The following is a 22,839-nucleotide window of genomic DNA, read 5'->3' on the forward strand; positions in this document are numbered from 1 at the left end:
CCACGTACTCCATGACGATGTAGCCGTCCATGGAGCCGGTGCGCTGGTCGAGATGTTCCACGAAGTTGTAGATGCGGACGATGTTGGAGTGCTCGATCTCGGCGAGGAAGCGCCGCTCGGAGATCGCGGCCTCCATGGCGTCCTGGTCACCCGTGTCCAGCAGGCCCTTGAGGACCACCCAGCGGTCGGAGACCGCGCGGTCGACGGCGAGATAGATCCAGCCCAGACCGCCGTGCGCCAGACAGCCCGCGACCTCGTACTGCCCGTGGACGATGTCGCCCCCGCGCAGCTTCGGCACGAACGAGTACGGGTGCCCGCACTTGGTGCAGAACCCTTCCGTACGCCCCGGCCGCTCACCGCGCGCCCGGCCCACCGGCGCCCCGCAGTCCGAACGCGAGCAGTACCGCTTGCGCTCCGGGACCTCGGCGCTCGCCATCACGGCCGACCGCGGATCGGGCCGCGGCACGTCCGGTACGGAGACGAGGCCCGCGCCCAGCCGGTTGCGCCCCGACGCGCCCGTGGCGACGCCCGAACTGCGCACCGAAACCGACCGGTTGGAGAGCCGGCCCGACAGCGAACGCGACAGCCGTCCCGAGACCGAGCGCCGCGACGTCGACGAGCGCGAGGAGGCACGCGACGACGCGCGCGACGAGCCGGTGCGCGCCGAACCGCTGCCCTTGCCGCTGGCCCTGCTGTCCCTGCCGCCGCCGGTGATCCCGGTCGGCGGGGAGGACACCATGCCGGTCGGCGAGACGACCGGAGCCAGACCGCAGGTGTCGCAGTACAGCTCACCGCCGCCCATGTCCTCGTAACCGCCCTCGCAACCGGGGCGCTGGCAACTCCTCGTCCCGCTCATCGTTCCCCCCGTTCGCCCAAGCCGTTCCATGTCCTGCCCCGTACTCTGCCGACTCTGCCGACGCTCACGCGCTCCCCCCGCGGTCGGTGGGCCCGGACTGCCGCTGGGCCAGCGCCTCGGCTGCCGCCTGCTGGTAGCGCAGCACCGCCTGCTCGGCCACGCGCAGATCGCAGGGCGCGCTCCACAGCATCCGGCGGGCCGCGTCGTAGCGCTCGGTCAGCACCATGTCCTCGGCGAGCCCGTGCCGGGCCACCTTCGCCTTGTACGCGTCGAGCCTGCCGCGCAGCTCGGCCCGGACCGCGAGCGGCGCCGTGACGGCCGTCAACGAGGCGCGGGCCCGGTGCAGTTCGTCCTCCGCCTCGCGCTCCAGGGACTCCAGCAGCGGGGAGAGGCGGTGCCACTGCGCGTGCCTGCGGTACTCGGCGGCCGTCGACAGCCGCTCCTGGAGCGCCGTCGGCGGCCCGCTCACCGCGGGCACCTCGGACGCGGCGATCTTCGCCAGCACCTCGCCCCGCGCCGACCGGGCCTCGGTGAGCGTACGGTCGGCGCGCGACAGCACGTCCCGCAGCCGCAGCAGCCGCGCCTCCGAGTCCTGGCGCACCGTCAGCACCGCGTCGATCTCCCGGCGTACGTCCTCCAGGGCGCGGGCCGCCCGGTCGTAGCGCTCGGTGTCCGGCCTGCCGCCGCCGGGCGCCGAACTGCCGTGCACCGGCTGCCAGAACGCCAGCGGATCGGAGATCACCTGGGCGCGCAGCGTGGCCAGCTCGTCGGTGATGGCCTCCAGGTCGTCACCGGCCGGGTGCTCCCCGGGCCGTACGCCGGCGGAGTGCGCCAGCGAACGGGTGCGGTTCAGCTCGGCGGCCAGCAGATCTATCCGGGCGGGCAGCGCCGACCAGACGGAGTCCGAGGCCACGACCATGTCCAGCGACTGCGCGTACAGCTCGTTCATCCGCGCGACCAGCTCGGCGAGCGTGAAGTGCTCGGAGAGCCTGGCCGGGCCGGTGAGGGACGGGGTGGCGGCGGCCGAGCCCGCGACCGTGACGCTGCGGCCCCGCAGCCGCTCGGTCAGGTCCACCAGATCCTGCTGGTTGAGCCACCGCAGCCTGGCGCGGGCCTCACGGGCACCGCGCAGGGCGGCGGCGTAGGCGTCGAAGTAGCTCCACAGCAGGGTGATCGCCTGCTCGGTGGTGGCCCAGCGGTCCTTGGTGACTCCGCTGAGGGCGGCCCCTTCGAGCAGCCGGCGGCCCGCGTGGTCCTGGAGGGCGAGCAGGGACGTCTCGATCGCCTCGTGCTCGGCGCCGAGGCGCGCGAGGGCGCGGTCCGCCTCGTCCCGGTCCATGGCAGGACCGGCCGGCTTCCCCGTCGAGCCGGGGAAGGAGCCCGCGTCGCCCATCGATCACCTCTCCGCTCTGCCCTGACCGTTTCCGTCACCGGTGCGCGGTCCTGCGCCCTGCGTCCTGCGCCCGCGATCCCTCGCTTCTCGCCACCCGCTCCTCAGTCCTTGTACTTCGCCTCCGGCGGGCCTTTTATGCCGGGCAGTCCGGCCTTCAGCCACCGGTCGTACGACTTCATCCAGGGGCTGTCGGCGCCGCCCGCGCGGTACTCCTCCAGCACCTGGTTGACCCGGCGCACCAGGTCGTCGTTGCCGAGCTTGGCCGCGACGCCGTAGTACTCCTTGGTGAACGGCTCGCCCACCAGCTCGACCGCCGGGTCCTGCGCGGCCTGCCCGGCCGCCAGCGCGTTGTCCGTGACGATCGCGTCGACCTCGCCCATCTGGAGCCGTACCAGACAGTCCAGCTGGTTGGGCACCGTCAGGATGTCCTTGTCCTTCGGCGTCCCGTCGTCCTCGTCCTCGAAGATCGCGCCGAACGAGTTCTTCACCAGCTCGTCGTAGGCCGTCGTGCTGTCCGCCGAGCAGACGCGCTTGCCGGACAGGGACTCGTCGTACCCCGTGATGCCGGAGTCCTTGGGAGCCAGTATCTGCTGGCCGGCCTCGAAGTAGGCGGTGGAGAACGCGACCTGTTCACTGCGCGCGCAGTTGATCGTCATGGTCCGTACGACCAGGTCGACCCCGCTGTCGGTGTCCGTGTTCAGGGCGTCGACCCGCTGGTTGGTGGGAATGGCGCGAAAGACGATGTCCTTGGGCGAGCCGAGGATGTCCGTGGCGATGGCCCGCGCCAGGTCGATGTCGAAGCCCTCGATGGTCTTGGTGGCGGGATCGCGGTAGCCCCAGCGGTAACTGCTCTGGTCGATGCCGACGATCAGATGACCGCGCGCCTTGATCTTGTCGATCGTCGGCCCGTCCTCGCGCGAGGCCCGCAGACTGCGCTCCGGCTCCTCGCAGTCCGCCTCCTCGGCGGCGGGCGCGGCCTGCGTGGCGGCCTGCCGCGCCTCCCCGCGGTCGTCGGCCCGGTCGGCGCGGGACAGCGGCAGCAGGGTGAGCGTCGCGGCCAGCGCGACGACGGCGGCGACCGTGACTCCCGTACGGCGGCCGGTGGGCCGGCCGTGGGTGTCGGTGGCGTCGGTGTTCATTCCTCCCCCTGTCACCGGTACTCCGAAAGCCTGCGGTTGACACCCAGGATGGCGCCGACCGCACCGAGCAGGCCCAGCACGAGGGCCCCGATCGCCAGGCCGAACAGGGCGCCGCGGCCCGCCTTCGCGGAGTCCGTGAACTCTTCCTGCTCGTGGCCGATGGCCTTCTCCAGCTCGTCGTCCACGGTGTCGAACGTCTGGCCCGTCGAGGCGTTGTCGCCGATGACCTTGTCCACCGCGTCGTCGTAGTTGCCGGCCTTGTCCGTGGCGTTCGCCGACTTGTGCCGGTACTGCCACTCGGTGGTCGCCGCGCGGGCGCTTTCGACCGGCGCGCGCCCCGTCTTGTCGTCGGCGAGCTTGTCCGCCTTCGACAACGCCTCACCGAGAGCGGTCATATGGGACTGGTAGTCCACCTCGTACTGGTCCTTCTGGGGCTCGTCGCCCTTCTTCTCCGTGAGGACGGCGCCCCGCGCGACCAGCGTCAGATTCTCGCTCGCGCGGGCCTTCAGCGAGCTGATCCGGGCGTCGTTGAGGACCTTCAGCGACGCCTGCCCGTTCGTGTTCGCGTTGTTCAGCTCGACGCGCGCCACCGTGTGGCCCACCGCCAGCCACAGCAGCACCACCGTGGCGGCTGCCGTCGCCGCCAGCAGACCGTGGTTGAACACCCTGTTCGTCCGCAGGTAGTTACGGCGCTGCGCCCACGCGAGGACCCCCAGCGCGACGACACCGGCGGCGAGGCCCAGGAACGGCCACAGCCGGGCGTCCTCGTGGTCCTGGTCGAGCCGGGCCGTCTCCGACGCGTACAGCTTCTCGGCCGCCGGCAGGATCTCCTGCGTCATCAGCTGGTTGGCGTAGCGCAGATAGGCGCCGCCCAGCGGCAGTCCCTGCCGGTTGTTGGCCCGCGCGCGCTCGACCAGACCGGTGTAGCGCGGCAGTTTCTCGTTGATGGTGGCGATCTGGCGGCCCGAGTCGCTGGAGCTGTCCGTGCTCGACGCGGCGTCGACCAGCAGCTCGGACGCCGTCGTGATGTCGTCCCGATAGCCCTTCTGCACCGACGCGGGCTCCTGGGCGCCCGCCAGGAAGCCGCTGGAGGCGGCCGTGTCGGCGGAGGCGAGCGAGCCGTAGATCTTCGCCGCGACCGCGCTCAGCGGCTGGCTGCGCTCGACGACGTCGTCGGCGGCGGAGTACCGGTCGGCGACCTCGAAGGACGTCACCGCCCCGAACACCACGACCAGCAGGGCCAGTAGCGCCCCGATGATCTGGAGTCGCCCCGGCTCCGTCGTCGCCGCGGCGCGCACGCGCTCCCTGCCCTCGGCCCACGCACCGCGCGGTGCCGGTGGCGGCGCGGGCGGTGGAGCGGACGGCGCGGGCGCGTGCGTCGGCGCCGGAACAGGCGCTGTGCGCACATTCGGCGGGTATGTCACTTGACCTCCCCCTCGGTCACTGACGACGGCGTCGCGCCCCTCGGCGGACGGAGGGACAAGTCCCGGCCAGCAGTATGGCCGCAGGAACCGGCATCCACACAAGCCTTGACGTGATCTTGTGCGGACGAAGCCCGGCCTTGTGCGGACGAACCGGACGATGAAGCACTATCCCCCCACCGTGCTCCCCCATTGAATACGTCACGGACCCGTGATCGGTTCCCGTTCCGAGGGGTCCGATCACGGGTCCGGCGGCGACACGCGCCCCGCCTCAGCCGTCGTAGTGCGCCCGCAGCCTCGCGTGCGCCTCCGCCTGCGCCCCGGTGTGGTCAAGACCCAGCAGACCGGCGCCCAGCACCGGCGGCGCCGTCACCACGCCCACCACGGCCTTCGGCGCGCGGGCCGCCAGCAACTCCCGGACCCCGTCGTCCAGTCGGGGATGCCGGGCCGCCAGCACACTGCCGCCCAGCAGCACCGGCACCTCCTCGTCCAGCAGTCCCAGCCGCTCCAGCGCCACCCCCGCCAGCGCCACGACCTCGGTGGCGAGCCGGTCGACCACCGACGCGGCCACCGCGTCGCCCGCCGCGCTCGTGGCGAAGAGGACCGGCGTCAGCTCGTGCCTGCGCGCGAACGGGATATGACCCAGGTGCAGCGCCTCGATCAGCGCGTACACCGAGCCGAGGCCGAAGTGCCCCGGCACCGTGCGCATCAGCTCCGTCGGCTCGCCCCGCCCGTCCTCGGCGCGCGCCGCGAACCACAGCGCCTCCTCCGCGAGCCCGGAACCGCCGCCCCAGTCGCCGGAGATCCGGCCGATGGCGGGGAAGCGCGCCGTACGCCCGTCGGGGAGCATGCCCACGCAGTTGATGCCCGCGCCGCACACGACGGCCACTCCGCGCGGTTCGGCGCCGCCGGGCAGCCCGGCGCGCAGTATCGCGAACGTGTCGTTGCGCACCTCCGTGGTGCGGCCCCAGCCGCGCCGCTGCACCGCCGCCGCCAACTCCCTCTCCTCCACCGGGAGATCGGCGTTGGCCAGACACGCCGAGACATGCCCGGCGATGCCCTCCGTACGAAGGCCCGCGTCGGCCGCGGCGTCGGCGACGATCGCGGCCAGCTTGTCGATCGCCGGCTCCACGCCCACCACCGGCGGCTGGAAGCCGCCGCCGCGCGCCGCGCCGAGCACATACCCGTCGGCACCGATCACGGTCACATCGGTCTTGCTGTTCCCGGCGTCGACGGCCAGGACGCTCCCGCGCCCCGCCGCCGGCTCGGTCCGGCTCATGCCCACGCGAGGTGCTCCCGGTTGTGCGCGATCAGTCGGTCGGTGAGGCCGTCGGCGTACTCGTACTGACCGATCAACGGGTGGGACAGCAGCGCCTTGTAGACGCGGTCGCGCCCCCCGTGCAGCGCGGCCTGGAGCGCCAGGTCCTCGTACGCGGTGACATTGGCGATCAGCCCCGCGTACAGCGGGTCCACCGCGGGCACGGCCAGCGGCGTCGCCCCCGAGGCGTCGACCCTGGCCTGGACCTCGATCACCGCGTCGTCGGCGAGGAACGGCAGCGTGCCGTTGTTGTACGTGTTGACGACCTGGACCGGGCTGCCGCCGCTGCCGGCGTCACCCAGCAGCGAGGCGGCGAGATCGACCGCGGCCTCGCTGTAGAAGGCGCCGCCGCGCTTCGCCAGCAGCTCCGGCTTCTCGTCCAGCGCCGGATCGCCGTACATCGCGAGCAACTGCGCCTCCATCTCGGCCACTTCGGCGGCCCGCGACGGCTTGGTGCCCAGCTCCCTGACGACCTCGTCGTGCGCGTAGAAGTAGCGCAGGTAGTAGGAGGGCACCACGCCAAGGGTGTCGAGCACCGGGCGCGGCAGCCGCAGATCGGCGGCGATGGCGTCGCCGTGCTCCGCGATCAGCTTCGGCAGCACGTCCTCGCCGTCGGGGCCGCCGAGCCGTACGCTGCGCTCCCAGGTCAGATGGTTCAGCCCGATGTGCTCCAGATGGACCTGCGAGGGGGCGACGTCCAGCAGCTTCGCGAACTTCCGCTGGAAGCCGATCGCGACGTTGCACAGCCCGATCGCCTTGTGTCCGGCCTGGAGCAGCGCGCGCGTCACGATCCCCACCGGGTTGGTGAAGTCGATGATCCACGCGTCCGGGTTGGCGCGCCGTACCCGCTCGGCGATGTCCAGCACCACCGGGACCGTACGCAGCGCCTTGGCGAGACCGCCGGCGCCCGTCGTCTCCTGGCCGACACAGCCGCACTCCAGCGGCCAGGTCTCGTCCTGCTGTCGCGCGGCCTGTCCGCCGACGCGCAGCTGGAGCAGGACGGCGTCGGCGCCCGCCACGCCCGCGTCCAGGTCGGACGTCGTGACGATCGTTCCGGGGTGTCCCTGCTTGGCGAAGATCCGCCGCGCGAGACCGCCCACCAGGTCGAGCCGGTCGGCCGCCGGGTCGACGAGCACCAGCTCACTGATCGGGAGCGTGTCCCTCAACCGGGCGAAGCCGTCGATCAACTCAGGTGTATAGGTGGACCCGCCACCCACTACTGCGAGTTTCATGTTTCTAGCCCTTCACTCCGGTCAGTGTGACGCCCTCGACAAACGCCTTCTGTGCGAAGAAGAAGACGAGGATCACAGGGGCCATGACCAGAACGGTCGCGGCCATGGTCAGGTTCCAGTCGGTGTGGTGCGCGCCCTTGAAGGACTCCAGTCCGTAACTGAGCGTCCAGGCGGCCGGGTTCTCCGACGCGTAGATCTGTGGGCCGAAGTAGTCGTTCCACGCGTAGAAGAACTGGAACAGCGCCACCGCGGCGATGCCCGGCTTCGCCATCGGCAGGACGACCCTGAGCAGCGTACGGAACTCGCCGCAGCCGTCCACGCGCGCCGCGTCCAGGTACTCGTTGGGGATGGTGAGCAGGAACTGCCTCAGCAGGAAGATGGAGAACGCGTCGCCGAACGCCATCGGGATGATCAGCGGCCACAGCGTGCCCGACAGGTCGAGCTGCTTCGCCCAGAAGAGATACATCGGGATGATGATCACCTGGGGCGGCAGCATCATCATCGAGATGACGAGCATCAGCGACAACTGCCGCCCGCGGAAACGGAACTTGGCCAGCGCGTACGCCACGGGGATCGAGGAGAGCACCGACAGGAGCGTCCCCAGCCCCGCGTACAGCAGGGTGTTCTTCCACCAGGTCAGAAAGCCCGGCGTGTCGAAGACCTTGGTGTAGTTGCCCCACTCCCAGCTGTTGGGCGTGAGGTCCCGGGTGAGCGCCTGCTGGTCGCTCATCACCGAGGTGAGGAAGAGGAAGACGAACGGCAGCACGAAGAACAGCGCCGCCGCGACACCGAGCGCGTGCACGGCGATCCAGTGCAGCACCGCCTTGCGGCGCGCGGTACGCGCCGCCGGTGTCGTCGCGTCCGGCAGCTTCGACGGCCGGCCGGGCGCGTCCAGGAGTTGCTGGGACATGGTCAGTCACCCGTTCCGATCAGTCCGCCGCGACGCCGCATCAGGAACGCGGTGAAGACCATGGCCAGGGCGAACAGGACGAGCGCGACGACGCAGGCGGCGCCGTAGTCGAAGCGCTGGAAGCCGAGGTTGTAGACGAGCTGCGGCAGGGTCAGCGTCGACTTGTCGGGGTAGCCGGGCTCGAACGCCTGGCCCGAGCCGCCGATGATGCCGGAGGCGACCTTGCCCGCCACCAGGGGCTGTGTGTAGTACTGCATGGCCTGGATCACGCCCGTGACCACGGCGAACAGGACGATCGGCGAGATGTTCGGCAGCGTCACGAAGCGGAAGCGCTGCCACGCCGACGTGCCGTCCAGCTCGGCCGCCTCGTACTGCTCCTTCGGTACGTCGAGCAGCGCGGCCATGAAGATCACCATCAGGTCGCCGATGCCCCAGACTGCCAGCATCGTGAGCGCCGGTTTGGACCAGGAGCCGTCGTTGAACCAGCCCGGCGTGGGCAGCCCGAGATCGCCGAGGATCGTGTTGACCGGCCCCGTACCGGGGTTGAGGAGGAACACGAAGGCGAGCGTGGCCGCGACGGGCGGCGCCAGGTACGGCAGGTAGAACAGGGTCCGGAAGACCCCCGTACCCGTCTTGATCTTCGTGATCAGCATGCCGACGCCGAGACCGAACAGGACCCGGCAGGAGACCATCACCACGACCAGCCACAGCGTGTTGCCCAGCGACGGCCAGAACAGCGGGTAGTCGCTGAAGACATAGCTCCAGTTCCCGAGCCCGTTCCAGACGGGGGAGTTGAAGCCGTCGTACTTCATGAAGGAGAAGTACACGGTCGACACGAGCGGATACGCGAAGAAGACCGTGAACCCGATCAACCAGGGCGAGAGGAACGCCAGCGTCCGCAGCGCGCTCCTGCGCTGCTTCGAACGCAGCGTGTTACCGGCCATCAGTCGGCTTCCCGGCCCGCTACTTGGCCTGCTCGATGTCACGGTCGATCTGCCGCGCCGTCTTCTCCAGGCCGCCCTGGAGGTCCTTCACGGCGCCCTTCTCGTACTGGTAGCCGAAGTCCTGGAGCGTCTGCTGGTACGTCGCGCCGTTGATCGCGCCTTCGGGGGTGCTGGACTTCGGGTGCTGGGCGATGTCGAGGAACGTCTTGAAGCGCGGGTCGAAGTCCAGGTCGGGCGACTTGAGGGCGGCGAGCGTGGAGGGCACGTTGCGGATGCCGTTGGCGAACTGCACGACCGCGTCGGTGTCGGTGGTCATGTACTTCACCAGCTCCCACGCGGCGTTCTGCTTCTTGCTCTGCGGAGCGATGCCCATGATCGTGCCGGACAGGAACCCCTTGCCGTAGCTGTCGGCCTCGTCGTCGGCGACGGGCATCGGCGCCACGCCTATCTCGAAGTCGGCTCCCGCTTCCTCGGCCATGCCGAGCCGCCACTCGCCGTCCAGCTGCATCGCCACCTGACCGGTGTGGAAGGGGTGCTTGGCGCCCCACTCGTCACCGAAGGTGCTGCGGTACTTCTCCAGCTTCTCGAAACCGCCGAGGTCCTCGACGAGCTTCTTCTGATACGTGAACATCTCCGCGAACGCCGGGTCCTTGGCGATGTTGGACTTGCCGTCCTTGTCGAAGTACGCGTGGTCCCAGCTCGACATGTAGTGGTCCACGACCGTCTCGTAGCCGTGGTACGTCGGCATCATGCCGACCTGCTCGTAGCTGTCGCCCTTGGGCTTGGTCAGCTTCTTCGCGACGGTGGCCAGCTCGGACATCGTCCTCGGCGGGGCCGTGATGCCCGCCTCCTTGAAGGCGTCCTTGTTGTAGTACAGCCCGTACGCGTCGCTGAGCAGCGGCAGCGCGCAGCGGTCGCCCTCGAACTGGGTGTACTGGAGCAGCACCTTCGGGAACGTCTTCTCCAGGTCGATCTTGTCCTTCTTTATGAAGGGGCCGAGATCGGCGAAGGCGCCGGAGGAGCAGAACTTGCCGACGTTGGAGGTGGTGAAGGACGACACGACGTCCGGGCCCTTCGAACCGCCCGCGCGCAGCGCCTGGTTGAGCTTGTCGTCGTTGATGTTGCCGACGACATTGACCTTGATGTTCGGGTGGGCGTCCTCGAAGCGGCCGATGTTCTCCTTGATCGCCTTGACCTCGGAGGGCGCGCTCCAGCCGTGCCAGAAGGTGATCGTGGTCTTGGCGTTCGGGTCGTCCGAGGCGGCTTCGCCGGACTGCCCCGTACAGGCGGAGGTGAGGACGGACAGCGCGGCGACCGCGACGGCGGAAGCGGTCAGACGGCGGTTTCTGGGCATGACGGAACTCCCGGTGTCGGTCGGGTCCTGAAAGGGATGGTGTGGGGTCGTGCGGGGGCTGTTGTGAGGGGGCTCGTGGGTCGGAGCGGGCTCGGTGGGAGGCGGCTCAGCGCGAGGTGTCGAAGACCTCGTCGCGGGTGGTCGCCAGCGCGCTCTCCAGCGCGCCGCGCAACACGGGGTCCCGCCGTACCTCGCCGATGAGCAGCTTGGGCCTGGAGGCGGCCAGTTCGGCGAGTTCCGCCTGGACCAGCGCGCGCAGGGGTTCACCGCCGGCTGTGGTCACCCCGCCCGCGAGGACGATGACCTCGGGGTCGAGCACGGCGGTGACGGACGCGAGACCGGTGGCGAGCCGCTGTGCGAACAGCCGCAGCAGCTCGGCCAGCCGGGGATCCTCCTCGTGCCCGGCGGCGGCCTTCGTAAGGAGGCCGGCGGCGACGTCCGCGTACGGCTGCTCCGGCGTCTCGATGCCGAGGCCGCGCGCGAGCCGGGGTACCGACTGGGCACCCGCCAGTTCCTGGAAGCCGCCGCTGTTGGCCTTGACCACCTGGCGTACGAGGGGAGTGCCCGGCACCGGGAGGAAGCCGACCTCGCCGGCGCCGCCCGTGAAGCCGCGGTGCAGCCGGCCGCCGATGACGAGGGAGGCGCCGAGACCCTCCTGGTTCCACAGCAGGACGAAGTCGTCGTGGCCGCGCGCCGCGCCCAGGCGCTGCTCGGCGACGGCCGCGAGGTTCACGTCGTTCTCGTACTCGACGGGCATCGGCAGCGCGGCGGCCAGTTCGTCGAGCAGCGTGGGGGAGTGCCAGCCGGGCAGGTGCGAGGCGTAGCGCAGCCGCCCCGTGGACGGGTCGAAGGCGCCCGGCGTGCCGATGACGACGCGGTGCACGTCGCCGCGCGACAGACCGGCCGCCTTGACGACGCCCTCCAGCGCGTCGGTCACCTGGGTGACGACGCCGTCGGCGGACCGGCGGCCGGGCGTGGGCAGTTCGAACCGGCCGACGGTGGCGCCGGTGATGTCCGCGACGGCGGCGAGGACGCGCTGCGGGTTCACGTCGAGCCCGGCGGCGTGGGCGGCGCCCGCGTTCACCGCGTACAGCTGGGCGTTGGGGCCCGGCCGCCCCTCGGTGGTGCCGGTGGCGACGACGAGACCGGCCGCCTCCAGGCGGGCCAGCAACTGGGAGGCCGTGGGCTTGGAGAGCCCGGTCAGTTTCCCGATCCGGGTGCGGGAGAGGGTGCCGTGCGCCAGCAGCAGATCCAGCGCCGCGCGGTCGTTCATGGCGCGCAGCACGCGTGGTGTGCCCGGGGACGGCGTGGACGGATCGCTCACGACGTGTGCACCTGCCCTTCGGCGACTGCTCTCCTCGGTGTCAGGTGACCGACACTGTTAGGAAAGTTTCCTATTTGATGGGAGGAAAGTAGGCCGGGGGTCAGGTGGCAGTCAATACCCCTAAAACGCACGACCCCCCGCAGCAACCAAAGCGTTACCTGCGGGGGTGCGTGTGCGAACGGTTTTCGAGCTGCTCGTCTCGACGGACGCGGACGGGGGCGCTGTCAGCGCCCGGGCGCGGTCCTACTTCGACAGATTGGGATTGGCCGCCGCCTGCTGCGGCGGTATCGGCGACGCCGCGAGGGACTGCGGTGACGTGGGGCTCGCCAGGGCGGACGGCGCCGCCACACCGGCCGCCGGGTCGGCCGCGGCCGCCTCCGTGCCCGCCAGGGGCAGCCCGCCGACGATCTGGATGCCCGCGGCGTCGAACGCCTGCTTGATCCGCCAGCGCAGCTCGCGCTCCACCCCCAGCGCCTTGCCCGGCATCGTCTTCGCGCTCACCCGGATCGTCATCGAGTCCAGCAGGACGGAGTCCAGGCCCAGGATCTCCACCGGACCCCACAGCCGCTCGGCCCACGGGTCCTCCTTCGCCATCTTCTCCGCGACCCCGGTGATGACCTCGCGGACCCGCTCCAGGTCCTCTGTCGGCCGGACCGTCACATCGACACCGGCCGTGGCCCAGCCCTGGCTCAGGTTGCCGATCCGCTTCACCTCGCCGTTGCGGACGTACCAGATCTCGCCGTCGTCGCCGCGCAGCTTGGTCACCCGCAGCCCGACCTCGATGACCTCGCCGGACGCGACGCCCGCGTCGATGGTGTCGCCCACGCCGTACTGGTCCTCCAGGATCATGAAGACGCCGGAGAGGAAGTCGGTGACGAGATTGCGCGCGCCGAAGCCCAGCGCCACACCGGCGACACCCGCCGACGCCAGCAGCGGGGCCAGGTTGATGTTCAGCGCCCCCAGCGCCATCAGCGCGGCCGTGCCCAGGATCGTGAACGACGTCACCGACCGGAGCACCGATCCGATGGCCTCCGAGCGCTGTCGGCGCCGCTCGGCGTTGACCAGCAGCCCGCCGAGGGCCGTGCCCTCGACCGCCGTCGCGCTGCGGTTCATCCGCTCTATGAGCTTGGTGATGGTGCGCCGCAGGACATGGCGCAGGACGAGCGCGATGACCACGATCAGCAGGATGCGCAGGCCGACGCTCAGCCAGGTGGACCAATTCTCCTCGACCCAGCCCGCCGCGTCGTTGGCACGCTCCGCGGCCTCGTCGAAGGTGGCGGGCCCGGACGACGGGTCCGGGGCCGGCGCGGCGGACAGGGACACGGCGGGAACCTCCTGGAAACACGGGCGGGACCAACCACACTAACGGGGCATCGCGTGTCCTCCGTTGCCGTACGGGAGACAGAGACACTCCTCACCCGCCGGTGCCGCGAGAAGTCCCAGGATGGCGCGGGGGCGGGGACGCACCAGGTCAGGGGTTGTGGGGGAGGTGTGGGCGAAAACACTCCGAGCCCGTTACCAAGACGTGGTGGCGTTTCGACCAGGCATGAGGAGAGACTGAGACAGATCGTCCCGGCGCGAGCCACGCGCCGCCGGCGTAACTGGAGGCACCGTGCCACATGTCCTGGTTCTCAACGCGTCGTACGAGCCACTCGGCGTCGTACCACTCCGTCGCGCACTCGTCCTCGTCCTGGAGAACAAGGCCATCTGCCTTGAGGAATCCGGCGCCTTCCTGCACAGCGAGACCCAGGTCCTGGCCGCGCCCAGTGTCGTACGGCTCAAGCGGTTCGTACGCGTCCCCTACCGGGGGCCCGTCCCGCTGACCCGCCGCGCGCTCTTCGCCAGGGACGGCGGGCGCTGTATGTACTGCGGCAGCGTCGCCACCAGCGTCGACCACGTCATCCCGCGCAGCCGGGGCGGCAAACACGTGTGGGACAACGTGGTGGCCGCCTGCCGCCGCTGCAACCACGTCAAGGCCGACCGGCACCTGCGGGAGCTGGGCTGGAGACTTCGCCACCAGCCCGCGCCGCCGTCGGGGCTCGCCTGGCGGATCATCGGGACCGGACACCGGGATCCTCGCTGGATGCCGTATCTGCAACCCTTCGGCGCCGAGGACGCGGTGGCCCGGATCGACGGCATCTCTGCCTAGGATCCGGGCCTTCGTCGTCCCGGGACGGTGGGCGCCGGACCGGGGCCGGGGAGCCCGCGCGCGTGGCCGCCGTGCCCCGTTTCGCCCGTTGTGATAGGCAGGGGAACCAACTCCCGCTCAGGGAGCGCGGCGTGACCGGGGCCACGTTTACCGGACCAGTACGTCTGCGACCGTGCCGACTGGGTAGGGCTGCTGTGTCCAGTTGTCCGAGTCGTCCTTGGAGGCGCCGTCATGGCCGCATCCGCACAGCTGCTCCTCTCCGCCCTTTCCAAACAGACGGTTCCTGGTGACCCGGCCGGCGAAGAACCTCTCGCCGTCACCCTGCCCGGACCGCTGACCAGCGACATCCCGGGCCCGCTCACCAGCGAACCGCCCCTCGCCGACGCCGCACCCCTGACCAGCGAGCCCCCGCTCGCCGACGCCGCACCCCTCACCAGCGAGCCGACCGCGCCCGGTACGGCCGGTGGCACGGAGTTCTCAGGAGTCTGAATGGGCCGCCTGGCCACGCTCGCGGCGCTGCACGGTGTCGCCACCGTCCACTCGCCCGGCCCCGACGTCGCCGTCCCGGTCCCCGACGAGACGGTCGTCGCGGTGCTCGCCGCGCTGGGTGTCGACGCGTCCACGGACGAGGCCGTCCAGGCCGCGCTGACCAGCGCCGAGGCCGCCGCCGCGAGCCGCCTGCTGCCGCCCGCCGTGGTCGTGTGGACCACGCCCGACCCCGGAACCGCCGGCGCCGTCCTGCCGCCCGCCCTCCCGCCGGCACTGGCCGAGCTGCCGCCGGGCACGCTCCTGCGGGTGGAGACGGAGCGGGGCGAGACGGTCGACTGGCCCTCGCCCGACGCGCCGCTGTCCCCGCCCGACGCGCCCTCGTCCCCGACCGGCGCGGGAGGCCCTGTACGGGCCTCTGAGGGCCGCTCCTGGCCCGATCTGCCCCTCGGTGTGCACCGGCTGGCCGCCGTCGCCCCTGACGGCCGTACGGCGGGTGCCGTGCTCGTCGTCGCGCCCCGCGAGGTGCCGCAGCCGCCGGCCCGTACGCACGGCTTCCTCGTCCAGCTCTACTCCCTGCTGTCCACCCGGTCCTGGGGCATGGGCGACCTCGGCGACCTCGCCGAACTCGCCGTCTGGTCCGGCCGCGAGCTGGGCGCCGGATTCGTCCAGATCAACCCGCTGCACGCCGCCGTCCCCGGCGAGCCGACCGACCCCTCGCCGTACCGCCCCTCCTCGCGCCGCTTCCCCGACCCCGTGCATCTGCGGATCGAGGCGGTTCCCGAGTACGCGTACGTCACCGACCGGGCGGGCGCGGCCCTCGACGGACTCCTGGAGCGGGCCGCCGGACTGCGTGCCGCCGTCCTCGACAAGGGCGCGCTGATCGACCGCGACGCCGTGTGGCAGCTCAAGCGCGAGGCCCTGGAGATCGTGCGTGAGGTCCCGCTCGGCCCCGGCCGCCGCGCCGCCTACCACCACTTCCTGGCCGAGCAGGGCCAGGCCCTGGAGGACCACGCGACCTGGTGCGCCCTCGCCGAGACGCACGGCCCGAACTGGCGCGTCTGGCCGCCGGAGCTGCGCGACCCGCGCTCCGCCGCGACCGGCCGGGCCCGGCACGAGCTGATCGACCGCGTCGACTTCCACAGCTGGCTGGCCTGGCTCACCGACGAACAGCTCGCGGCGGCCGGCCGCGCCGCCCGTGACGCGGGCATGGCCGTCGGCATCGTCCACGACCTCGCGGTGGGGGTGCATCCCGACGGCGCCGACGCCTGGGCGCAGCGCGACGCGTTCGCCGACGGCATGTCCGTGGGCGCGCCGCCGGACGCCTTCAACGCCCACGGCCAGGACTGGGGGCTGCCGCCCTGGCGCCCCGACGTCCTCGCGGCGTCCGGCTTCGCTCCGTACCGAGGGCTGCTCCGCGGACTGCTCCGGCATGCGGGCGCGCTGCGGATCGACCATGTGATGGGCCTGTTCCGGCTCTGGTGGGTCCCCGCCGGCGCGGACCCCACCCGGGGCACGTATGTGCGGTACGACGCCGAGGCGATGCTCGCCGTCCTCGTCCTGGAGGCGCACCGCGCGGGCGCCGTCGTCATAGGAGAAGACCTCGGCACGGTCGAGCCCGGCGTACGGGAGGCACTGCACCGCCGGGGGGTGCTCGGCACCTCCGTGCTCTGGTTCGAGCGCGACTGGCAGGGCACGGGCCGCCCGCTGGCCCCCGAGAGCTGGCGCGAGGACTGCGTCGCCACCGCCACCACCCACGACCTGCCGTCCACCGCCGCGCGCCTCACCGGTGAGCACGTGGAGCTGCGGCACCGGCTGGGGCTGCTCGGCCGCCCGCTGGAGGAGGAGCGGCGCGAGGACGCCACCGAGGTCGCCGACTGGCTCGGCACCCTCACCGGGCTCGGCCTGCTGCCCGCCGACGGAGGCGACGAACAGGAGCGGATCCGCGCCGTCTACCGCTTCCTGCTGCGTACGCCCGCCCGCATGGTCGGTGTCTGGCTGCCGGACGCGGTGGGGGACCGCAGGCCGCAGAATCTGCCGGGCACCTGGGACCAGTACCCGAACTGGCGGTTGCCGGTCGCCGACGCCGACGGCCGGCCGATGACGCTGGAGGAGCTGGCCGCCTCGCCCCGGCTGCACGCCCTGATGGGCGTCTTGCGGCCCTCTGCGGAGAATTGACACCTTGTACGGGACCCCCGGGCGCACAGCCGCCCCACGCGTTCGCTACGTTGGCACCGTGGACAAGAAGAACGCCCTGCGCGCCGGTGCTGTCGTGGCCGGAACGACGCTGATGATGCTGCTCATGACGTCCCCCGTGCTCGCCGTCACCCGCGACGACGGTGACGACCCGGGCCCCGGCCTGACGATCGGGGAGACCCTCGGTCTGTACGTGGCCGCGCCGCTGCTGCTGTTCGCCGTGATCGCCGGTCTGGTGATGGTCCTCGACAAGTCCAGGAAGCAGCCGGGCGTCTGACGCCCTCCCTCTTCTGAAGGCGCCGCGCGGCACAGGTGTGCCGTGCGGCGCCTTTCTGTCCGCCGACCGTTCAGTTCCGCTGAACGAATTCACCCCGACCTTTCGATCCGTTGCGCCGTCGGCGTGACAGGGTGGCGGGCATGACCGAGTGGGACATCAAGAAGCTCCGCATCCTCAGGACGCTGCGCGAGCGCGGCACCGTCACCGCGACCGCCGAAGCCCTGCTGATGACCCCGTCCGCCGTGTCCCAGCAGCTCTCCAACCTGGCCAAACAGCTCGGCGTACCGCTCCTGACGGCCCAGGGCCGGCGCGTACGGCTGACCGACGCCGCGCATCTGGTGCTGCGGCACGCTGAGGTGGTCTTCGCCGAACTGGAGCGCACGGAAGCGGAGTTGGCCGGGCATCTGCGCGGTGAGACGGGCGAGGTGCGGATCGGCGCGTTCTCGACGGCCGTCCCGGCGCTCGTCGTCCCGGCCGTGGAGCACCTGCGCGCGGTGGCTCCGGGGCTCGTGGTGCGGGTCAGGGAGGCGGAGGCGGCACACGCGTACGAGCTGCTGTCCGCCGGCGGGGTGGACCTGGCGCTGTCGCTGGCCGCCCAGGCGCCGACCGCCCGGGACACCCGGTTCAGCCGGGTCCCGCTGCTCATCGACCCGCTGGACGTGGCGCTGCCCGCCGGGCACCGGTTCGCCGCCGCGCCGGGGCTGCGGCTGGCCGACCTCGCCCACGAGCCGTGGATCTTCGGCGGCAGCGGCCCCTGGTCCGAGATCACGCTCACCGCGTGCGCGGCGGCCGGGTTCGTGCCCGAACAGGCCCACAGCGCCGCCGGTTGGACCGCGATCCTCGCGATGGTCGACGCGGGCATGGGCGTCGCCCTCGTACCGAGGATGGCGGCTGCCGAACAGCGCCGCGAAGGGGTCGTGACCCGGATCCTGAGCGCGGACCAGCCGCGCCGCCATGTCGTGGCGGCGGTACGGCGCGGGGCGGAGGGCGGCCCGGCGGTGGCGCGGGTGCTTGCGGCGCTGCGGGAAGCGGCACAGGCGCGTACGACTGTTCAGCCCGGCTGAACGGACCTGTCGAAAACATTCGATGGACCGGGAGGACGGCCGGGCGCGACAGTCGGGACATGACTCCCGACGCGAACACGAACACCGTTGCCGACGACCCGCACGCGAACGACCCGCACGCCGACGACCCGCACGCCAACGACGCGGCGCCGTACGGCGGGGGTGACCCGTACGCCGACTACCGCGCCGGTGACTTCCCCTTCACCGAACTGGTCGACCTCGCCGACCGTCGGCTCGGCGCCGGCGTCGTGGCCGCCAACGACGAGTTCTTCGCGCAGCGCGAGAACCTGCTCGTCCGCGAACGCGCCGCCTTCGACCCCGCGCGCTTCGGCCACAAGGGCAAGATCATGGACGGCTGGGAGACCCGCCGCCGCCGCGGCGCGGACGCCGAGCACCCCTTCCCGGCCGCCGACGACCACGACTGGGCGATCGTCCGCCTCGGCGCGCCCGGCGTCATCCGGGGGATCGTCGTCGACACGGCACACTTCCGCGGCAACTACCCGCAGCGGATCTCCGTCCAGGCGGCCTCCTTCGACGGCTCGCCGAGCCCCGAGCGGCTGCTCGCCGACGACGTGACGTGGCGGGAACTGGTGCCGCCCACCCCCGTACGCGGACACGCGGCCAACGGCTTCGCCGTCACCTCCGACCGCCGCCACACCCATCTGCGGCTGCGGCTGCACCCCGACGGCGGCGTGGCACGCCTGCGCGTCCACGGCGAGGTCGTGCCGGACCCCGCGTGGCTCGAACTCCTGGGCACGATCGACCTGTTGTCGGTGCTAAATGGAGGTACGTACGAGGACGCGTCCGACCGCTTCTACTCCTCGCCCACGCAGATCATCCTCCCCGGCACGTCCCGCAAGATGGACGACGGCTGGGAGAACCGGCGCCGGCGGGTGCGCGGCACGAACGACTGGGTACGGTTCCGGCTCGCCGGGCAGGCGGTGGTGCGCGCGGTGGAGATCGACACGGCGTACCTGAAGGGCAACTCGGCGGGCTGGATCGCGCTGCACGGCCGCGACGGCGAGAGCGGTGAGTGGCTGGAGCTGATCCCCCGCACCCGCCTCCAGCCGGACACCCCGCACCGTTTCGTCCTGCCGGCCCCGTCGGTGGTGACCCACGTCCGCCTGGACGCCTTCCCGGACGGCGGAGTGGCCCGCCTGCGGCTGCACGGCTCGCTGACGGCGGCGGGAATGGAGGGGCTGCGCTCGCGCTACGAGGAGGGGACGGCGTAACCCTCGGGCGCCCCGCCCCGGCTCATTCCGCCGCCGGGTCCTCGGCGACGACGCGGGCCAGCAGCGTGCGGGCCTCCTCGGCACGGGGGTGGGCCGGATGCAGGAACTGCTCGCAGGCGGCGAGTGCCTGGCGGGCCGTGGTCTCCGCCTCGTCGCGACGGCCCAGGCCGTGCAGGGCCCCGGCTGTCACGATCTCCAGCGTCCCGCTCGCCGTGCGACCCCCTGCCGGAGTCTGCCGGCGGGCCTCGGCCAGCGCCTCCTCGTACCGGCTCTGCCCGTTCAGACTGCCCACCAGCGCACAATGCAGGAACGCGGCGGCCGGCCCCTGCGCCCGTGACAGGTTCCCGCGGGCGACGGCCTCCGCCTCTTCGTGGCGACCCTGTCCGTTCAGCGCGGCGGCCAGGTTGGTCAGCGCGTGCAGCTCGATCCGCCACACCTCGGCGAGATGCGCGATGCGGGTCGTGGCGCGCAGGATGTCGCGCGCCTCGGACTCGGCCTCGGTGTGCCGGACCTGCTGCACCAGCACCGCCGCACGGTTCGACCGGAGCACCAGGAGCAGTTGCCGGTCGGCGCCCGCAGTCTGCTCCAACTCCGCGATCAGGGCCTCCAGTTCGGGCAGCACCTCGGCTCCCCGGCCGTGGGCGGCGGCCGCCCCGGCGGCAAGGGACCGGGCCAGCCGCGAGACCGGTCCGGGGTCGCCGCCCCGGGTGCGCGGCGAAGCGGCCAGAGCCCGCGCCTCGGCCTCGGCCCGCTCGAACTCGCCCGCCTCAAGGAGGCCTTGGGCACGCTCCAAAGCCGCCCGCTGCGAAGGGGCCACTCTCCCCCTGGCCCGCCCGTGCCACGCGCGTTCCCACCCCGTACGTATGGATCTCACGAGCCGAAGGCTACGCCCCGCCGTGATCCGGGGGCGGCCCCGAAGAGCCGCCCCCGGACCCGTCGTCCCGGCGGGTCGGTCAGCCCGCCGCGCGGTCCGCCGCCTGGGCGCGCATCGCGCGTTCCACGCCCGCCCTGGACTCCGACATCAGGCGGCGCAGCGCCGCGTTCGGGGACGCCGAGGCCAGCCAGGCGTCCGTCGCGTCCAGGGTCGCCTGGTTGATCTGGAGCGCGGGGTACAGGCCCAGCGCGACCTGCTGCGCCATCTCGTGGCTGCGCGAGTCCCAGATGCCCTTCACTGCGGCGAAGTACTTCTCCGCGTACGGCGCCAGCAGTTCGATCTGGTCCGTCTGGACGAAGCCGCCGATGACCGCCTCCTGGAGCGCGTTCGGGAGCTTGTCGGACTCCACGACCGACGCCCACGCCTCGGCCTTCGCCTCCTCGGTCGGCCGCGCCGAACGCGCCGCCCCGGCGTGCCGCTCGCCCGCCGCCGTACGGTCGCGCTCGTACTCCGCAGCGATCTCCTCCTCGTCGAACACCCCGACCGACGCCAGCCGCTGGACGAACGCCCAGCGCAGCTCGGTGTCCACGGCCAGGCCCTCGACCGACTCCGTACCGTCCAACAGCCCCTGGAGGAGGTCCAGTTGCTGCGGCGTACGGGCCGTCGCCGCGAACGCGCGTGCCCAGGCGAGCTGATGGTCGCTGCCCGGCTCCGCCGTCCGCAGATGCACCAGCGTCGCCTCCGACCACTGAGAGAGGCCCGCCTCGCGCCACTCCGGCGCCGCGTACAGGTCCAGCGCGAGCTTCACCTGGCGGTGCAGCGACTGCACGACGCCGATGTCCGACTCCTTGGCGATCCCCGACAGGACCAGCGCCAGGTAGTCGCGCGTGGCGAGTTCGCCGTCACGCGTCATGTCCCACGCCGAGGCCCAGCTCAGCGCGCGCGGCAGCGACTCCGTGAAGTCCCCCAGGTGCGCGCTGACGACCCGCAGCGACTCCTCGTCGAGCCGGACCTTCGCGTAACTCATGTCGTCGTCGTTGAGCAGGATCACCGCAGGCCGCGGCGTGGCCGCCGGGAACTCGACCCGTGTCAGCTCGCCGTCGACGTCCAGCTCGATCCGGTTGGTGCGGACCAGCTTGCCGTCCTCGTCCAGGTCGTAGCAGCCGATCGCGATGCGGTGCGGGCGCAGCACCGGCGTGCCCTTCGCGCCCGGGGGCAGCGCGGGCGCCTCCTGCCGTACGGCGAGGGAGACCACGTGCCCCGCCTCGTCCAGCTCGATCTCCGGCCGCAGCACATTGATGCCGGCCGTCTCCAGCCACGCCTTCGACCAGGTCTTCAGATCACGCCCGGAGGTCTCCTCCAGCGCGCCCAGCAGATCCGACAGACGCGTGTTGCCGAACGCGTGCGCCTTGAAGTACGCCTGTACGCCCCGGAAGAACTCGTCCTGGCCGACGTACGCCACGAGCTGCTTGAGGACCGAGGCGCCCTTCGCGTACGTGATCCCGTCGAAGTTGACGCGCACGTCGTCCAGGTCGGCGATCTCCGCCATGATCGGGTGCGTCGACGGGAGCTGGTCCTGCCGGTACGCCCAGGTCTTCATGGAGTTGGCGAACGTCGTCCACGCCTGCGGCCACCGCGAGCCCGGCGCGTGCGCCAGGCACGCCATGGAGGTGTACGTCGCGAACGACTCGTTCAGCCACAGGTCGTTCCACCACTCCATGGTGACCAGGTCGCCGAACCACATGTGCGCCAGCTCGTGCAGGATCGTCTCGGCGCGCATCTCGTACGCCGCGTCCGTCACCTTCGACCGGAAGAGGTACTGGTCGCGGATGGTGACCGCGCCCGCGTTCTCCATCGCGCCCGCGTTGAACTCCGGCACGAACAGCTGGTCGTACTTGGCGAACGGGTACGCGTAGTCGAACTTCTCCTGGAACCAGTCGAAGCCCAGCCGCGTGACCTCGAAGATCGCGTCCGCGTCCAGGTACTCGGCGAGCGAGGGTCGGCAGTAGACGGCCAGCGGCACCGACCGGCCGTCCTTCTCGTACGTGCTGTGCACCGAGTGGTACGGGCCGACGATCAGCGCGGTGATGTACGTCGAGATCCGCGGCGTCGGCTCGAAGCGCCACACCGTCCCCTCGGGCTCCGGCGTGGGGGAGTTCGAGACGACGGTCCAGCCCTCGGGGGCCGTCACGGTGAACCGGAACGTCGCCTTGAGGTCCGGCTGCTCGAAGTTGGCGAACACACGCCGCGCGTCCGGCACCTCGAACTGCGTGTACAGATACGCCTGCTGGTCGACCGGGTCGACGAACCGGTGCAGCCCCTCACCGGTGTTGGTGTACTCGCAGTCCGCGACCACCGTCAGCTCGTTCGCGCCCTCCCGCAGATGCGGCAGCCGGATACGCGAGTCCCGGAAGACCACGGCCACGTCCAGCGGCTTGCCGTTCAGCACCACCTGGTGCACGGCGGGCGCCACCAGGTCGATGAAGGTCTCCGCCCCGGCTTCCGCGCTCTCGAAGCGCACCGTCGTGACGGACCGGTAGGACCCGCCCTCCTGGGCGCCGCTGAGATCGAGGTCGATCTCGTACGAGTCCACGGTGAGGAGGCGCGCCCGCGCCTGCGCCTCTTCACGGGTCAGATTTGTGCCAGGCACCCGGTCATCTCCTCGGATCG

Annotated in this window: 19 protein-coding genes; 6 read left to right on the top strand and 13 right to left on the bottom strand. The window is 71.7% G+C overall.

Features of this window, described 5'->3' with window-relative positions; translation table 11 throughout:
• From BHU15_RS38670 to BHU15_RS27580, 11 genes are all read right to left on the bottom strand, one after another.
• Positions 1-856 (bottom strand): serine/threonine protein kinase (locus BHU15_RS38670; RefSeq protein ID WP_303741299.1); only part of this gene is annotated, 856 nt, incomplete at its 3' end.
• A 64-nt stretch (positions 857-920) separates the two neighbouring features.
• Entirely contained in the window at positions 921-2,249 is a 1,329-nt protein-coding gene (locus tag BHU15_RS27535) for a coiled-coil domain-containing protein (RefSeq protein ID WP_069629649.1), read from the bottom strand.
• 101 nt (positions 2,250-2,350) lie between these two features.
• The gene (locus tag BHU15_RS27540) at positions 2,351-3,388 is read right to left on the bottom strand and encodes a glutamate ABC transporter substrate-binding protein (RefSeq protein WP_069629650.1); all 1,038 of its coding nucleotides are present in this window, start codon (positions 3,386-3,388) and stop codon (positions 2,351-2,353) included.
• Between the two features lie 11 nt (positions 3,389-3,399).
• Positions 3,400-4,812 (bottom strand): GlnX family signal transduction membrane protein, encoded by a 1,413-nt coding sequence (locus BHU15_RS27545; RefSeq protein ID WP_069629651.1) that lies wholly within the window; start codon positions 4,810-4,812, stop codon positions 3,400-3,402.
• A 268-nt stretch (positions 4,813-5,080) separates the two neighbouring features.
• Positions 5,081-6,088, bottom strand: a complete 1,008-nt coding sequence (locus BHU15_RS27550; protein ID WP_069629668.1) for an N-acetylglucosamine kinase — start codon at positions 6,086-6,088, stop codon at positions 5,081-5,083.
• A complete protein-coding gene (locus tag BHU15_RS27555; RefSeq protein ID WP_031231610.1) occupies positions 6,085-7,359 on the bottom strand; it encodes a 6-phospho-beta-glucosidase in 1,275 nt (424 codons plus the stop codon). The genes BHU15_RS27550 and BHU15_RS27555 overlap by 4 nt, the downstream gene beginning before the upstream one ends.
• Positions 7,360-7,363: 4 nt before the next feature.
• Positions 7,364-8,269, bottom strand: a complete 906-nt coding sequence (locus BHU15_RS27560; RefSeq protein ID WP_069629652.1) for a carbohydrate ABC transporter permease — start codon at positions 8,267-8,269, stop codon at positions 7,364-7,366.
• A 2-nt stretch (positions 8,270-8,271) separates the two neighbouring features.
• Positions 8,272-9,213, bottom strand: coding sequence for a carbohydrate ABC transporter permease (locus BHU15_RS27565; RefSeq protein ID WP_069629653.1), 942 nt, complete (start codon positions 9,211-9,213; stop codon positions 8,272-8,274).
• Positions 9,214-9,232: 19 nt separating this feature from the next.
• Positions 9,233-10,567 (bottom strand): ABC transporter substrate-binding protein, encoded by a 1,335-nt coding sequence (locus BHU15_RS27570; protein WP_069629654.1) that lies wholly within the window; start codon positions 10,565-10,567, stop codon positions 9,233-9,235.
• Positions 10,568-10,673: 106 nt separating this feature from the next.
• Complete coding sequence (locus BHU15_RS27575; protein WP_069629669.1) at positions 10,674-11,840, bottom strand: ROK family transcriptional regulator; 1,167 nt, start codon at positions 11,838-11,840, stop codon at positions 10,674-10,676.
• 294 nt (positions 11,841-12,134) lie between these two features.
• The gene (locus BHU15_RS27580) at positions 12,135-13,214 is read right to left on the bottom strand and encodes a mechanosensitive ion channel family protein (RefSeq protein ID WP_069629655.1); all 1,080 of its coding nucleotides are present in this window, start codon (positions 13,212-13,214) and stop codon (positions 12,135-12,137) included.
• Between the two features lie 289 nt (positions 13,215-13,503).
• Between BHU15_RS27580 and BHU15_RS27585 the strand changes: the two genes are divergently transcribed.
• The 6 genes from BHU15_RS27585 to alc all read left to right on the top strand — a co-directional run bounded on the left by BHU15_RS27585 (position 13,504) and on the right by alc (position 19,295).
• Positions 13,504-14,040 (top strand): HNH endonuclease, encoded by a 537-nt coding sequence (locus tag BHU15_RS27585; protein WP_069629656.1) that lies wholly within the window; start codon positions 13,504-13,506, stop codon positions 14,038-14,040.
• A gap of 231 nt (positions 14,041-14,271) precedes the next feature.
• On the top strand, positions 14,272-14,529 hold the full coding sequence (locus tag BHU15_RS27590) for a hypothetical protein (RefSeq protein WP_023541659.1): 258 nt from the start codon (positions 14,272-14,274) through the stop codon (positions 14,527-14,529).
• Positions 14,530-16,704, top strand: coding sequence for a 4-alpha-glucanotransferase (gene malQ / locus BHU15_RS27595; protein WP_069629657.1), 2,175 nt, complete (start codon positions 14,530-14,532; stop codon positions 16,702-16,704). It begins immediately after the preceding gene.
• 58 nt (positions 16,705-16,762) lie between these two features.
• A complete protein-coding gene (locus tag BHU15_RS27600; RefSeq protein WP_031231611.1) occupies positions 16,763-16,999 on the top strand; it encodes a hypothetical protein in 237 nt (78 codons plus the stop codon).
• Positions 17,000-17,139: 140 nt separating this feature from the next.
• Positions 17,140-18,063, top strand: coding sequence for a LysR family transcriptional regulator (locus tag BHU15_RS27605; protein ID WP_069629658.1), 924 nt, complete (start codon positions 17,140-17,142; stop codon positions 18,061-18,063).
• A 59-nt stretch (positions 18,064-18,122) separates the two neighbouring features.
• A complete protein-coding gene (alc, locus tag BHU15_RS27610) occupies positions 18,123-19,295 on the top strand; it encodes an allantoicase (RefSeq protein ID WP_069629659.1) in 1,173 nt (390 codons plus the stop codon).
• A gap of 22 nt (positions 19,296-19,317) precedes the next feature.
• On the opposite strand, the gene BHU15_RS27615 is transcribed toward alc, so the two are convergent.
• Positions 19,318-20,088 (bottom strand): tetratricopeptide repeat protein, encoded by a 771-nt coding sequence (locus tag BHU15_RS27615; protein WP_069629660.1) that lies wholly within the window; start codon positions 20,086-20,088, stop codon positions 19,318-19,320.
• Between the two features lie 160 nt (positions 20,089-20,248).
• On the bottom strand, positions 20,249-22,819 hold the full coding sequence (gene pepN / locus BHU15_RS27620; RefSeq protein WP_069629661.1) for an aminopeptidase N: 2,571 nt from the start codon (positions 22,817-22,819) through the stop codon (positions 20,249-20,251).
• Between the last annotated feature and the right edge of the window lie 20 nt (positions 22,820-22,839).

The sequence above is a fragment of the Streptomyces niveus genome (genome assembly GCF_001723055.1).
In the GTDB taxonomy this organism is placed as follows: Bacteria; Actinomycetota; Actinomycetes; order Streptomycetales; family Streptomycetaceae; genus Streptomyces; species Streptomyces niveus.